The following is a 14,122-nucleotide window of genomic DNA, read 5'->3' as shown; positions in this document are numbered from 1 at the left end:
CACGAACTTGCGTCCTCAGATGACAGTCGCGCCCGTATCAGTACAGCACATCGGGGTTGAGCGTGGGAAATGCGCAAAACTGCCCGCTGTTCACACGACGTCCGGGCACGATACGTGCTCAGGCGCGTGCAGACGTCGGTGAGTTTGGCAACCATGTGGTGGCTCTCGTCGCACGCATGCCGCTAGCATCGGCGGCGTGGCGAACCTGGATCCGTTCCGTACTCCAGAGTTGCGGGCGCGATTCATCGCGAAGTACGACGCGGTGGTCGCTGACTGGCCGGTTCCCTGCGAAGAGCGCGATGTCAGAACCGAATTCGGCACGACGCACGTGATCGTGAGTGGGCCCGCATCCGCGCCGCCGCTGGTGCTGCTCCACGGCGCGGCCGCCACGGCGGTGATGTGGCGGCCGGTCATCGAAGAGCTCAGCGCGACCTACCGTTGCTACTGCGTCGACACGATCATCGAAGGCAACAAGAGCATTGCCAGTAGGCGGATCTTCGGAAAGGCCAACCTGGTCACCTGGTTGAAGCAGGTGTTCGCAGCGCTCGGTGTCGAGAATGCAAGGGTCGTGGGCCTCTCGTATGGCGGTTGGCTTGCCGCCAATCTCGCAGTGCAATCACCCGAGCTCGTGAATCGCCTCGTCTTGCTGTGTCCGGCGGCGACGTTCGCACCAATCGTCGTCGAGTTCTACCGCGGAGTGTTCACGTCTCTTTTGCTGAGTTCACCCGAACGGGCTCGGCGGTTCGTGCAGTGGTTGTCGAGTACACCGAACGTGGAATCGGATCCGACCGCAGATCTGATCATTACGGCGCTGCTATCCGGATCCAGATCCATTCCCCCGGGGCTGGTGGCGCCGACGGTGCTCTCCGACGACGTGTTGCGGCGGATAAGCGCACCGACGACGGTCGTGATCGGGGATCGCGAAGTCATCTATCGTGGTGGGCCTCGCGCCGCGATTGCGAGGGCGCAGAAGCTGATACCGAACGTTCATACGCATCTGATGGTCGGCGCGAACCACATGCTCACCATCGACGCGCCTCGACAACTCGCGGACGAGCTGCGGTCTGCGCTCGGCTGACTCAGGCGAACGGCATGCAGTAGCGCGCCTGGTCGCGGAAGCGTATGTAGGCGGGGTCGTTCGAGCGCAGGTTCGCGATCCGGTCGACCGCGTTGTCGATCCGCTCGACCTGACGCAGCACGCCGCCCACGCGCCCAAGATCGTCGTAGCCATCGGCGATCGGGCGCCGCGCCCCGGTCTTCTGGTGCATCCGCGCGAACAGGACGTCCCGCTGGTAGGCCAGCCAGCGCTGGCGTCCCTCGGCGTAGGCCGGACTGTCCAGGTAGCTGATCACGACCCGGGTGCCGCCGTGCAGACGCCGTCGGTACGTGCCGTCTGCGCAGGGCAGCTTCGTCGCGTCCGTCAGCTTCAGGTTCGCCATCGAGAGCTGTTCCTCCCGGATGTTGCGGATCTCGCGGCACTCGGAGAAGCGATCGATGGTCACCGCCGCGCCGAAACAGTCCGCGGGCCGCACGCCGACGATCTCGAGGTACGCCGTCAGCACCTCCTGCGGCGTCGACGGCAGATAGGGAAATGGCGACGGTGCCTCCGGCAGGCGCTGCGGCCGGGGATGAACCGCTTGGGCGACCGCCGCCCAGTTGAGCACCTCGACGTGCGTGCCTGCAACGCCTTCGAATGGAACCTCGAACGCGGTCGTCGGTTGGGGCGCGGTGCCCGCGGTGTGCAGCACGCTGACGCCCAGCACCCTGGCGTAGACGTCGGAGGACTCGTTGTCTAGCTCGTTGCCCCCGAGCCAGCTGTCGGTGCCTTGCATGACGACCTCGCGGGCGATGCCGAGACACTGGCCCGGCCGGATTCCCGACGCCGCCATCCAGGCGAGTGCCAAATCCTCGTCGAGCACCGCTGGATCGCCCTTGCGGCGGCTGACCCAGCGCGCCTCGCCGTCGAAGCGGACCCGCTGGGGCGGTGCCGCGGGCGGCAGCGCCGGAGTTGGTGCGTGGACGACGTCCCACTCGACGACCCGGCCCGATTCGGGGCCAGGCATCTTCGGGTCGAGCCGATCCGGCACGCGGTACACGCCGAAGACGAGATCGGGTCGAGCGGCCAGCCCGGTGTGTGCCAGATAGGCGGCGAGGTCGTCGAACTGGGCCTTGCCGCGGGTCGCGATCCTTGTCAGCACTGGCGGCGTTCGATCGTGGGCCAGGTACGGGCGTCGGGCGGCATCACGGGCCGCGCGCTCGCCATCGACGATCAGTCGGCGCTGGTCGGGGTCGAGATCGGGGCCGAACTCGCTGCCGATCCCCAACAGTCCCTTCGGGTCGGCGAGGGTAGCGGCCGTCTCCTTGAGGTCGCGGAAGGACTTCTTGAATTCGTCGGCGATGCTGGGGGGAGCGCGGAGCACCTCACTCGGCCTGGGAACGTCGGGCACCGTGCCCCAGAAGTGAGCGCCGGCCGGCCCCCCGAGTACCTGGCTGTCGAGCCGCGCCTGGTGCTCGGCGCGCGAGCGTTCCCATTCCGCGTCGATGTTCTGGGTGGCCGCTTCAACACGCCCCGCGTTCGCCTGCTGCCGCGCGTTCATCTTCGCCACGATGGCGGCTTGTTCCTCCGGCGACTTCTGATCCCATTTCTTCGTCTTTTGTCTGACGTACATCGACCAAAGACCCATCGCAGAAGTATTACCCGCCGCCGACCGTGTGGGAAGTGTTCGAAGAATTGGCGATCAACGCAGGCGGTTCGAAGGCTCGCACCGGAGGCAGTGCGCCGGTGTACTTCTCGAGTTCGACGAGCACGTGCGCGCCGGTGCACCCGCGGGCCAACGACGACGTGCCGGTGTCCGACGTAAGCACGTTGGGGTTGCCGTGCACGCACATCGCATCCGGATCGCCCGCGTCCTGCGGGTCATACCAGGCGCCGGTCGACAGCTGTACCACTCCCGGGCGCAGGCCCTCGTCGACGACGACCCCGGCCAGGCACGCGCCGCGGTCGTTGAACACGCGTACGACGTCGCCGTCGGAAACGCCGCGGTCGACGGCGTCGGTGGGATGGATGCGGATCGGTTCGCGCCCTTGCACTTTCGAAGCCTGACTGGTGGCGCCGCTGTCGAGTTGGCTGTGCAAGCGGGTGGCCGGCTGGTTTGCGAGCAACAGCAGCGGATAGCTTTCCGCGCGTGGGCCACCCAGCCACTCGTCGGGTTCGTACCAGGTGGGATGTCCGCCGCAGTCGTCGTAGCCGAACCCGTCGATCGTGTCGGAGAAGATTTCGATCTTGCCGCTGGGAGTGGCCAGTCGGTGCGCCTCCGGGTCGGCCCGGAAGTCGGCGAACAGCGTCAGTCCGGCCTCGGTCGGCAGCCGCAGCTGTCCCCGGGCCCAGAAGTCCTCGAACGAGGGGACGCTGAAATCCAGTCCAGCCGACCATTTTTCGTACATGTGCGCCAACCACTGGCGCGGCGTGCGGCCTTCGGTGAACGCGTCGCCGAAGCCGAGTCGGTCGGCAAGCGCGCTCAAGCTCTGATAGTCGTCGCGCGATTCCGCATACGCCGGAGCCATCGCGGGCATCGCCATCAGCAGGGGATCGTTGCGGGAGCCCGAATAGTCGTCCCGTTCGAAGCTTGTGGTCGAGGGCACCACGATGTCGGCGTGCTTGGCCATCGCCGTCCAATACGGGTCGTGCACCACGACCGTGTCGACGCGGGCGAGCGCCCGTCGCAACCTCGGAAGATTCTGATGGTGGTGGAACGGATTGCCGCCGGCCCAGTACACGCATTTGATGTCGGGGTAGGTCAGTGTGCTGCCGTTGAATGCGTAACGTTCGCCGGGGTGCAGCAGCATGTCGCTGATCGCGGCGACCGGGATGAAGGTCTGCACCGCGTTCGCGCCTTGTGGGAAGGTCGGGAGTCCGTACCGCAGCGGTGGCATGCCGACTTCGTTTTGTGAGCCATAGCCGTGCCCGAAACCCCCTCCGGGCAGCCCGATTTGGCCGAGCATGGCGGCCAGCGTCACACCCATCCACGGCGCTTGTTCGCCATGGCGGATCCGTTGCAGCGACCAACTGACCGTCACCATCGTTCGGCCCGCCGCCATCCGCCGTGCCAGTGTGGTGAGGTCGTCGGCACGCAGGTCGCTGAGCTTCGCGGCCCACTCCGGCGACTTCGCCACCCCGTCATCGGTTCCCAGTAGATAGCGCTCGAATCGCGAATATCCGACGCAGTAGCGGTCCAGGAAGTCGCGGTCGGCCAGCCCCTCGGTGGCGAGCACGTACGCCAAGGCCAGCATGATGGCGACGTCGGTGCCGGGCACCGGCGCGAACCACTCGCACTCGCCGTCGACGTCGTCGCGCAGCGGGCTGAACGACACGACCTTCCCGCCGCGTTCGCGCAGTCGATCCATGGAGCCACGGGACGGATGTTCGGTGGTGCCACCGGCATTGACCGCTGAGTTCTTCAGCGCCACTCCACCGAAGCAGACCATCAGGTCGGTGTTGTCGACGATCACCTGCCAGTTGGTCGATCGCCTGAAGAGGTCGTCGTGGGTCCCGACGACGCGCGGCATGATGGCGCCGGTGGCGCCGAGGCTGTACGAGTGACGCGAAAATGTGTAGCCGCCAAGCAGTTTGAGAAATCGGTGCACCTGGCTCTGAGCGTGGTGGAAGCGGCCCGCGCTGGCCCAGCCATAGGAGCCGCCGTAGATGGCCTCGTTGCCATGGGTGTCGACGACGCGGCGGAGTTCGTCGGCCAGCCGCTCGGTCAGTTCGTCCCATGACACGGCGACGAACTCGTCGGAACCCCGTCGAGTGCTCGGGCCTGCGCCGTCATCGAGCCAGCCGCGGCGGATGGCCGGCGTCGCGACGCGGGACTCGTGGCGAATGGAGCCCACCAGGTTGCCGAGTAGCGGTGACGGGTCGGCGTCGCCGTCGAACGGTCGTACCGAGGCGATGTCGCCGTCCTGGACGTCGGCGGTGAACGCGCCCCAATGGGTGAGGCTCGTCGGAGTCGGCGGCATGCCCCAAGTCTAGGGAGGCGGCCCGCAACCCGTGGTCCCCAGCGTTCGCCGCGGTACCGGTACCGCGGGTATCAACCATCCGGTTGGGTGGTATAGGGTCGGAGGCACATCCCGTATCGCCGATCCGGAGGTCATCCGTGGGCTCTTCCAGCCAGGTCATCAAGTACGAGCGCACCTTGTTCGAACCCGAACACGAACTTTTCCGCGACTCGTATCGCGCCTTTCTCGAGCGCCACGTCGCGCCGTTCCACGAGCAGTGGGAGAAGGACAAGATCGTCGATCGCGGCGTCTGGCTCGAGGCGGGCAAGCAGGGCTTCCTCGGCATGGCGGTGCCCGAGGAGTACGGCGGTGGAGGCAACGACGACTTCCGTTACAACGTCGTCATCACCGAGGAGACCACCGCGCGCCGCTTCAGCGGGCTTGGGTTCCCGTTGCAGAACGACATCATCGCGCCGTACCTGCTGCGGCTGGCGACCGAGGAGCAGAAGCAGCGCTGGCTCCCGGGCTTCTGCTCCGGGGAACTGATCACGGCGATCGCCATGACGGAGCCCGGCACCGGAAGCGACCTGCAGGGCATCAAAACCCGCGCCGTCAAGCAGGAGGACGGCAGCTGGGTGCTCAACGGCTCGAAGACGTTCATCACCAACGGCATTCACAGCGACCTCGTGATCGTCGTTGCGTGTACCGACCCGGACAAGGGCGCACTCGGCTTCTCGCTGTTGGTCGTCGAGCGCGGCATGGAGGGCTTCGAGCGCGGACGCCACCTGGACAAGATCGGTCTCGAGGCGCAGGACACCGCGGAGCTGTCGTTCACCGACGTGTTGGTGCCCGCCGAGAACGTGCTCGGCGAGGAGGGTCAGGGCTTCGTCTACCTGATGCAGAACCTGCCGCAGGAACGCATCAGCATCGCCGTCATGGCCGCCGCGGGGATGGAAGCCGTGCTGGAGCAGACGCTGCAGTACACCAAGGACCGCAAGGCGTTCGGCAAGCCGATCGGCAGCTTCCAGAACACCCGATTCACGCTCGCGGAGCTGTCCACCGAAGCCACCGTGGTGCGGATGATGGTCGACGAGTTCCTGAAGTTGCACCTCGAGGAGAAGCTGACCGTCGAGCAGGCCGCGATGGCCAAGTGGTACTCCACCGAGGCTCAGGTGCGGTTGAACGACCGCTGCCTGCAACTCCACGGCGGTTACGGGTACATGCGCGAGTATCCCGTCGCGCGGGCATTCCTGGACTCGCGCATCCAGACGATCTACGGCGGGACGACCGAGATCATGAAGGAGATCATCGGCCGTAGCCTGGGCGTTTAGCGCCTCGGCTGGCTCGCGCACGACCGAACTCGGGGCGGTTTGGGCCGGGCCGAAGTTCCGTCACGAGGCGGTCCCGGCACCCGCCATGCTGGGTGCCTTGGTGCGACACATTGCCGGGACGGGTTGGATATCCCTCAAGATGGACGTCGACTAAAGCAAAGTTGACGGGCGCGACACTTGACGGGGCACCTTGCACCGCTCGCGGGGAGGATTGATGACCGGGCTGCGAACACTGGCGGGCACGACGATGGCGCGCGCAACGGCGGGCCTCGTGATGGCGGTCGCCGTCGCGTTCCTTGTGCCGACCGTTCCCATGGCGTCGGCCGATCCGGCGAGCGACGCCGACGCCGCGATCACTGCGGCGTGGGACGCCGGCGGCGGAACCACGGGCACGCTCGGCGGCAAGGATGGCGGCGTCTATCCGGTCGGCGCCGGCTTCGGTCAGAACTTCGCGTTCGGCCGGATCTACTTCACGCCCGAGACCGGAGCGCACATCATGCAGGGCGCGATCCTGGACAAGTACCTGTCGCTCGGTGGGCCCGTCGACGGTGATCTCGGCTTCCCGAACATCGACGAGGGCGCAGGCAAGGCGCCGGGCAGTCGCAACACCACGTTCAGCGCGGCCGACAACCCGGTCATCTTCTTTACGCCGGACACCGGTGCACAGGTGGTGCGTGGTCCCATCAACGCGGCCTGGGACAGGCTCGGCGGGTCGGCCGGGGTGCTCGGCGTGCCGAAGGAAGACGAGGTATACCGCGCCGACGTGGTCAGCCAGGACTTCACCGGTGGTCAGGTGTCGTGGAACCGGAAGACCGGCGCCTTCACGACGACCCCGCCCGAGTTGGCGGGTCAGCTTGCGGGCCTGGTGGTTCCGGGTGACGCCACGTCGGCGATCTACGCCGCGCGCCGGGCGGCCGGTGGCCCGATGGGGCCGTTGGGTGCGCAGCAGGGGGACCAGTACCAGATCGGCGCCGACGGACTCGGGCAGAACTACGCGGGCGGCAAGATCTTCTACAGTCCCGCCACCGGCGCCAACGTCGTCACCGGTCAGGTCCTCGCGAAGTACGAGAGCGTGGGCGGCCCGCAGGGCGACCTCGGCTTCCCGACCAGCAATGAAGCCGACGGCGGCCTCGCACCCACTAGCACCATCGTGAGCTTCGCCGCTGCCGATCAGCCGGTCATCTTCTGGACGCCCGACTTCGGTGCCGTCATCGTGCGCGGTGCGATGAACGCCGCGTGGGCCAAGCTGGGCGGTGCAACGGGTGAACTTGGCGCACCGACCGCGGATCAGACCGAGAACGGCGACGTCGTCACGCAGAAGTTCAACGGCGGGGCGATCTCGTGGGACAAGACCTCAGGCGAGTTCAGCACCGAACCGGCGAACCTCGCGGCGCAACTGGCCGGCCTGAAGGTGCCCGGACTGCAGGCACCACAGGCGCCCGCCCCCGGCGACGTCTCCGAGTCGGGCGGCGAGAAGTGGTACCAGTGGCACAAGTGGTGGCTGCTGGCCATCGTCCCCATCGCGCTGCTGTTCGTCGCGATCCTGATCGGGGTGCTGCTGAACCGACGTCGCCGCGACCACGGGGGTTCGGTGGACCCGTTCGCCGAGGACTTCGACGATCGCGACCACGATGACGACTTCGACGACGACTACGACTACGACGAGCTCGACACGGCGGCTCACCACGACTTCGAGTCCGGTCCGCTGCCCGTTCGCGAGGACGACGGCCGCTACGCGCCGGCGAGCATGTGGGCGATGCCGACCGACCGCGGCCACGCCGTTTCGGACCCGTCGGACCCCGCCGTGCCCGTCGTGCCCGCGGGACTCTCGGACGATCAGGACGCGATCGACACCGCTCCGACACTGATCGAACCCGAGCCGGAACTTCCCCTCGAGTACGACCACGACGACGATGACGAAGACGAAGACGAAGAACCCGACAGTGGGCCGCCGAGCGGCAGGCACGCGGCCATCCGTATCGACGAGCCCGCACCCGCGCAGACATCGCTGCGGCTGGCGACGGAGGACGGGTTCCACGCGCCGGACGGTTATCCCATCAAGGCCGACACAAGGTCGGGTCTGTACTGGACGCCGGGCAGCGGGCCCTACGAGCACGTGCGCGCTGAAATCTGGTTCGCCAGTGAGGAATTCGCGTTGACGAATGGATTCGTGAAGGGCTGAAGCCGGGCGGGCCTACACCTTGCGGATGACGGTGACGACCTTGCCGAGGATGGCGGCGTCGTTACCGGGAATCGGATCGAACATCGGGTTGTGCGGCATCAGCCACACCTGACCTCCGGTGCGCTTGAAGGTCTTGACCGTGGCCTCGCCGTCGATCATCGCGGCCACGATGTCACCGTTGTCGGCGACGTTCTGCTGACGGATGACGACCCAGTCGCCGTCACAGATCGCTGCGTCGATCATCGACTCACCGACGACCTTCAGCAGGAACAGCGAGCCCTCGCCGACGAGTTCACGGGGCAGCGGGAAGACGGCTTCGACGGCCTCCTCGGCCAGGATCGGCCCGCCGGCGGCGATGCGTCCGAGCACGGGGACGAACGTCGGCTCGGGTAGCGCGTCCGACCCGGCGAGGTCGGTGGTCACTACGGCACTGGCCACCTCGTCTGGGCTGCGCACGTCGACGGCGCGCGGACGGTTGGCGTCGCGCCGGATGAAGCCCTTGCGCTCCAACGTGCGCAGCTGATGGGCGACCGACGAGGTGGACGTGAGCCCGACCGCGTCGCCGATCTCGCGGATGCTCGGTGGATAACCCCTAGTGGTGACCGAGGTGCGGATGACCTCGAGGATGGTGCGCTGACGCTCGGTCAGCCCCGCATCGCGTCGTGAACCGGTGTCGTCACTGCTGTCACTCATGGCGGCGAATGTAGTCGCATGTGGCCCGAGAATCAAACATGTGTTCGAGGGCGTGTCGCCGGGATTTTCTTGTCGGTGCCCCCGGTTATCGTTTGCAACAGTTCGATCACATGTTCTACCAATCGAACACGTGAGCGATTATGGTTCGAACACAGGAGCGAATAATCCTACCGAGGAAGGCCACCGAAGATGACCATCATCACCCGCGAGAACCCCACTGACCTCGTCGTCCGTCCCGTGCGGCCGGCCCGGGACGTACGCCGCCGGCCCCGGGCGCACCGCCCGCCCGGGGCTGCATTGCCGTACCGCGGCACCGGCGTGCTGATGTCGCGTGCATCGCACCGTCGCCGCCCGATCACCCCCGCAGCCACGGTCGTGCTCGCACTGATCGCCGCTGCGATCACCGTGTGGCTTGGGCTGGTGGCCCAGCTCGGTGCGCCCGTCGACGCGGCGGACACCACCACATCGGTGCCCAGCCGCCTGGCGGTGGTGCAGGTCCAGTCGGGTGAGTCGCTGCAGCAGCTCGCGCAGCGGATTGCGCCGGATGCGCCGACGGGCGCGATGGTCGATCAGATCCGTGAGTTGAACGAACTCGATTCGGCTGCGGTGGACGCCGGTCAGACCTTGATTGCCCCCGTCGGCTGATCGGTCGACATGCGCCGTGAAACGTGGTGCCGTGCATCGGTACGCTCGTATGCGTCCCCCGTAGGCGCACGCGGCGAAGGAGCGGTGATGCACTGTCCGTTCTGCCGCAATCCCGATTCCCGGGTGGTCGACTCGCGCGAAACCGATGAGGGTCAGGCGATCCGGCGTCGCCGCTCCTGCCCGGAGTGTGGCCGCCGCTTCACCACCGTGGAGACCGCCGTGCTGGCGGTCGTGAAGCGCAGTGGCGTCACCGAGCCGTTCAGTCGGGAGAAGGTCATCAAGGGCGTGCGCCGGGCGTGCCAGGGCCGCGACGTCGACGACGACGCGCTGAACCTGTTGGCGCAGCAGGTGGAGGACGCGGTGCGCGCCGCCGGATCCGCCGAGGTGCCCAGCAACGAAGTCGGGCTGGCCATTCTGGGGCCGTTGCGCGACCTCGACGAGGTGGCCTATCTGCGGTTCGCATCCGTCTATCGGTCGTTTTCATCGGCCGCCGACTTCGAACGCGAGATCGAGGCGCTGCGCGCCCACCGCGAAGTACCAACCACGGGCTAGGCGCCGGTCAGTCGAGCGTGCGCACCCCGTCGTCGACGACGCGGCCTGCGACCCTCACCCATCCCTCCGGATCCCACCGGGTGCTCAGCTGCGACCCCTGGCCCTGCGTGATCTCGAGGTCGCGGCTCAGGTAGTCGGTCATGCGTACGGCACCGGCCCCGGTCGCCTCGTCCTCCGTGATTCCGAGGTGGCTAGCGAACATTCGAGACCGGATCGTCCCCGTCTCGCGGTCGATCCAGGCCCAGACGTAGTGCTCGACGTCGTCGCCGTAGTCGTCGGGATCGGCCGCCAACACGTCCGCCACCGAATCCATGTCGTAGATCGAGAAGTCCGGCGCCCAGTCGGATCGCCCCCTGACCACCGTGAACTCGCCGTCTGGACGCGCGTCGTATTCCACCTGCACCACACCGGCAGGCACCTGCAGCGTGTTGATCGGCGTCCCGCGGTCCTTCAACCACCACGACGCCCCGACGGTGGGATGTCCGGCGAACGGCAACTCGGTGGTCGGAGTGAAGATGTGCGCCGTGGCGGTACGGGTGCCCGGTTGCGGCAGGTCGACGAAAATCGATTCGCTGTAACCCAATTCGGTGGCGACGCGTTGCCGATCGGCAGGTGCGACGAGGCTTGCGTCGATCACCCCGAGGGGGTTCCCGAAATTGCCCGCGGAGTCGGTGAAGACCCGTAGCACGCTCACATCGATGGCCATGCGTTAAACGCTACCGGGTAGCGGAGGCGTGCCGCCGTTCGGTCAGGTGGCGCTGCGTTCGTCGTGACCCATCGCGTCCAGCACGGCGACGCGGGTGTCGATCGAGCCGGTGAGGCCGCCTTCGCTGATGCCGGTGCGCAGCAGATTCCGAAGGACGTCCTGGTCGTAGACCGCGGGTTCGGTCCCGTCGATGAACTTCTCGACGAGTTCGACGAAGCGGTCCGGGTCGTCGTGGAAGGGGAAATGGCCGGAGCCCTCGAAGACCTCGAGCTCGGAGCCGGGCATCGCGGCGTGTGCCATTCGAGCGTGGGCGACCGGGATCACAGAATCGCGAGAGCCCCAAATGAGTTGCACGGGTACGGATTCGGTCAGATAACATCGGTCGAGCATCGTGACGACCTGACCGCGCCAGTCCACCACGGCGCGTAGGGTGCGCGCGAACGCCGCCGACGCGGTGGGCTCCGGCAGGTCCTCGAGAATCCGCAGCACGTCGGGGATGTCGCGGCCGACGCCTGTCGACCCGAACAGGGCGCCGCCGATGCGCCCGACCACCTGGAGCGCGGGAAGTACCAGCGGCAGCCGCAGCACTGCGAGCGCCTCACTACCGAGAGGCACCGAAGCGATGCGCAGCGCGATGTTGACGTCCTTGGTCACCCCGCCCGCGCCGACGAGGATCAGTCGTTCCACCAATTGCGGGAACTGATAGGCGAATTGCATGGCGACCCCGCCGCCGAGCGAGTGGCCGACCACCGTGACGTGTTCGATGTCGAGCACGCTGAGCAGATCCCGCATGCCGTTGGCGTAGGCGGCCACCGAGTAGTCGGCGCGTGGCTTGTCGGACTTGCCGTGCCCCAGTAGGTCCGGGGCGATGACCGTGAACCGCTGCGCGAGCTTGGACTGCACCGTGCTCCACGTCGTCGAGTTGTCGCCGATGCCGTGGATGAGCAGGATCGCTGGCCCGGACCCGGCCACCCGGAACGCGCGGCGGTAACCGTGGATGGTGCGGTATTGCAGCGTCGGCGTGAGTTCGCGCACCGTGCGCAGGTTGGGCTTTCGCTTGGTCTTCGAATCGGTCATGGTCGCCAACTTCACTGTCGGGCCTGGTCAGGGCGCTGCGTCGTCCTCCCCGGTGAACTCGCCACCGCCCTGTTCGGCGAGGAACTGTTCGAACTGGGCGCCGAGTTCATCCCCGCTGGGAAGGTCCTCGTCACGCGCCAGCAAGCTCCTGTTCTCTTGAGCGGCGACGAACGCATCGTACTGGCGCTCCAGCGCCGTCACCACTTGAGCGACCTCGGCGCTGGACTCCACCTGCTCGTTGATCTTGTCGTGCACTTCCGCACCCGCCTTGGTCAGTTCGGCGAGCGGAAAATCGAGCGCAGCCACTCTGGCAACTTCGCCGAGCAGCGCCTCCGCGGCCGGCGGGTAGTCCGTCTGGGCCAGGTAGTGCGGGACGTGCACGGTGAACCCCAAGGCGTCGTGGCCATGCTGGCTCAGCCGGTACTCCAGCAGGTTGGACACGCTTGCCGGCACCTGCACCTCCCCGACCCACGGTTGATGGTCGGCGATGAGCTCCTTGTGTTTGGCATGTGCCGTCATCGTGATGGGACGCGTGTGCGGGACGGCCATCGGGATGGTGCCGAGTCCGATGACCTGGCGTACCCCGAGCCGTTCGGCCAGCAGTCGCACCGCCGTGATGAACCGCTCCCACCTCAGATCGGGTTCCATGCCCGCGAGCAGCAGGAACGGGGTGCCGACGCTGTCGTGAAGTGCGTAGAGGTTGAGCTCGGGGTCGTCGTAGTCCGTGAAGTGGTCGGTCTTGAACGTCATCAGCGGCCGCCGGGAGCGGTAGTCGAGGAGCTCGTCGATGGCGAACGAGGCCACCAGCTCGGTGTCGAGCGTGTCCTTGAGATGCGTGGCCGCAAGCTTGATGGCGTGACCAGCGTCGGAGAACCCCTCCAGGGCGTGAATCATCACCGGGCCGCGGCCGTCCCCTGCGGACAATTGCGGCGCGGGGAACTCGAGCTCGTACATCCCGGTCTGTTCGGGTTGGTAGTGCGGCTCTGGGGTATCCGCGTGATCAGCCATCTGCTGCCTCCTCGTGACCTCTAGTGTCGCGCACATCGGCGAAGTTGCCAGTGCGTACCCCACACAACCGTTCGAACACGACCACTGCGCCAGCCATTCCGCGACGACCTGCCGTGATCGTGGCGTTCGGGCAAGATCGGTGTTGATGCGTCGCACCTGGATGGTTCTCGCGGCCGGAGTGACGATGCTCGCGGCCTCCTGCACCGATGCGGCGACCGGTTCCGTCGCCACCCCGACCACCCCGGCGACCACGCCGTCGTCGGTGGCCACCACGGGCGCCGTCGGACGCGATCCGCGGGTAGGCGCGGTGTTCCTCGGCGGACAGACGCTGCACGTGTGCAGTGGATCGGTACTGGACTCGGCCGCCGGCGACCTGATCCTGACCGCCGCGCACTGCATGGCCGACGGCGTCGAGGCGTACTTCGTGCCAGGCTTCTCCGACGAGGCCGGTTCCTCGGACTACTGGCGCTTCGACGCGGTGTATCTGGATCCGCGCTGGGTGTCCAACCAAGATCCGTTGGCGGACTTCGCAATTGCGCGCGTAAGTCGCGATCGTGGTGGATCGGTGGAGACGCACACCGGCGGTGGGTTCGCACTCGGTACGTCGCCGCGGGAAGGTACCGAGGTCACTGTGAACGGTTACGCCTTTGGCATGGGTGGTGAGCAACTGGGCTGCCGCGCTCGCGCCACGGTCCATCACGGGTACCCCGCGCTGCCGTGCGAAGGCCTCGTCGACGGAACCAGCGGATCGCCGTGGCTCGCCGACTCGGTGGTCACCGGGGTCGTCGGCGGATTGGAGGGCGGCGGCTGCGAGGAGGACGTGTCGTACTCGCCGCCGTTCGACGACGCGGTCAAACAGCTACTTCGCCGGGCCGAGGCGGGCGGACCCGGCGACGCCCCGCCGACGGTGTTCGCCGACGACTGCTGAGTGCC

Annotated in this window: 12 protein-coding genes; 6 read left to right on the top strand and 6 right to left on the bottom strand. The window is 67.1% G+C overall.

Annotation, left to right across the window (positions count from 1 at the left end):
• Positions 1-196: 196 nt before the first annotated feature.
• Positions 197-1,078: an alpha/beta fold hydrolase gene (locus SLQ33_RS18080; protein WP_319455241.1), complete on the top strand. Its 882-nt coding sequence runs from the start codon at positions 197-199 to the stop codon at positions 1,076-1,078.
• 1 nt (position 1,079) lies between these two features.
• On the opposite strand, the gene SLQ33_RS18075 is transcribed toward SLQ33_RS18080, so the two are convergent.
• Together SLQ33_RS18075 and SLQ33_RS18070 are read right to left on the bottom strand one after the other, a co-directional pair.
• Positions 1,080-2,669 (bottom strand): hypothetical protein, encoded by a 1,590-nt coding sequence (locus SLQ33_RS18075; protein WP_319455240.1) that lies wholly within the window; start codon positions 2,667-2,669, stop codon positions 1,080-1,082.
• 25 nt (positions 2,670-2,694) lie between these two features.
• Entirely contained in the window at positions 2,695-5,016 is a 2,322-nt protein-coding gene (locus tag SLQ33_RS18070; RefSeq protein WP_319455239.1) for a molybdopterin guanine dinucleotide-containing S/N-oxide reductase, read from the bottom strand.
• 158 nt (positions 5,017-5,174) lie between these two features.
• On the opposite strand from SLQ33_RS18070, the gene SLQ33_RS18065 reads away from it, so the two are divergent.
• Together SLQ33_RS18065 and SLQ33_RS18060 are read left to right on the top strand one after the other, a co-directional pair.
• The gene (locus SLQ33_RS18065; protein WP_413467666.1) at positions 5,175-6,326 is read left to right on the top strand and encodes an acyl-CoA dehydrogenase family protein; all 1,152 of its coding nucleotides are present in this window, start codon (positions 5,175-5,177) and stop codon (positions 6,324-6,326) included.
• Between the two features lie 214 nt (positions 6,327-6,540).
• Complete coding sequence (locus SLQ33_RS18060; protein WP_319455237.1) at positions 6,541-8,508, top strand: hypothetical protein; 1,968 nt, start codon at positions 6,541-6,543, stop codon at positions 8,506-8,508.
• Positions 8,509-8,520: 12 nt separating this feature from the next.
• Here the strand turns inward: SLQ33_RS18060 and lexA are convergent, their stop codons facing one another.
• Complete coding sequence (gene lexA / locus SLQ33_RS18055; protein ID WP_319455236.1) at positions 8,521-9,201, bottom strand: transcriptional repressor LexA; 681 nt, start codon at positions 9,199-9,201, stop codon at positions 8,521-8,523.
• Positions 9,202-9,390: 189 nt separating this feature from the next.
• Here lexA and SLQ33_RS18050 point away from each other — a divergent pair, with 189 nt between their 5' ends.
• On the top strand, positions 9,391-9,846 hold the full coding sequence (locus tag SLQ33_RS18050) for a LysM peptidoglycan-binding domain-containing protein (RefSeq protein ID WP_319455235.1): 456 nt from the start codon (positions 9,391-9,393) through the stop codon (positions 9,844-9,846).
• An 87-nt stretch (positions 9,847-9,933) separates the two neighbouring features.
• Positions 9,934-10,398, top strand: a complete 465-nt coding sequence (nrdR, locus tag SLQ33_RS18045) for a transcriptional regulator NrdR (RefSeq protein ID WP_319455234.1) — start codon at positions 9,934-9,936, stop codon at positions 10,396-10,398.
• 7 nt (positions 10,399-10,405) lie between these two features.
• Here nrdR and SLQ33_RS18040 read toward each other — a convergent pair whose 3' ends face one another.
• Genes SLQ33_RS18040 through SLQ33_RS18030 form a run of 3 tightly spaced genes read right to left on the bottom strand, consistent with a single transcriptional unit; the run spans position 10,406 to position 13,225 of the window.
• Positions 10,406-11,104, bottom strand: coding sequence for a PhzF family phenazine biosynthesis protein (locus tag SLQ33_RS18040; RefSeq protein ID WP_319455233.1), 699 nt, complete (start codon positions 11,102-11,104; stop codon positions 10,406-10,408).
• Between the two features lie 42 nt (positions 11,105-11,146).
• Entirely contained in the window at positions 11,147-12,181 is a 1,035-nt protein-coding gene (locus SLQ33_RS18035; RefSeq protein WP_319455232.1) for an alpha/beta hydrolase, read from the bottom strand.
• A 27-nt stretch (positions 12,182-12,208) separates the two neighbouring features.
• Positions 12,209-13,225, bottom strand: coding sequence for a proteasome assembly chaperone family protein (locus tag SLQ33_RS18030; RefSeq protein WP_413467657.1), 1,017 nt, complete (start codon positions 13,223-13,225; stop codon positions 12,209-12,211).
• 109 nt (positions 13,226-13,334) lie between these two features.
• Between SLQ33_RS18030 and SLQ33_RS18025 the strand changes: the two genes are divergently transcribed.
• Complete coding sequence (locus SLQ33_RS18025) at positions 13,335-14,117, top strand: trypsin-like serine peptidase (protein ID WP_319455230.1); 783 nt, start codon at positions 13,335-13,337, stop codon at positions 14,115-14,117.
• Positions 14,118-14,122 lie beyond the last annotated feature (5 nt).

The organism is Mycobacterium sp. RTGN6 (assembly GCF_033804605.1).
Lineage (GTDB): Bacteria > Actinomycetota > Actinomycetes > Mycobacteriales > Mycobacteriaceae > Mycobacterium.
The sequence above is the reverse complement of the archived record's forward strand: the minus strand, read 5'-3'. Positions and strand labels throughout refer to the sequence as shown.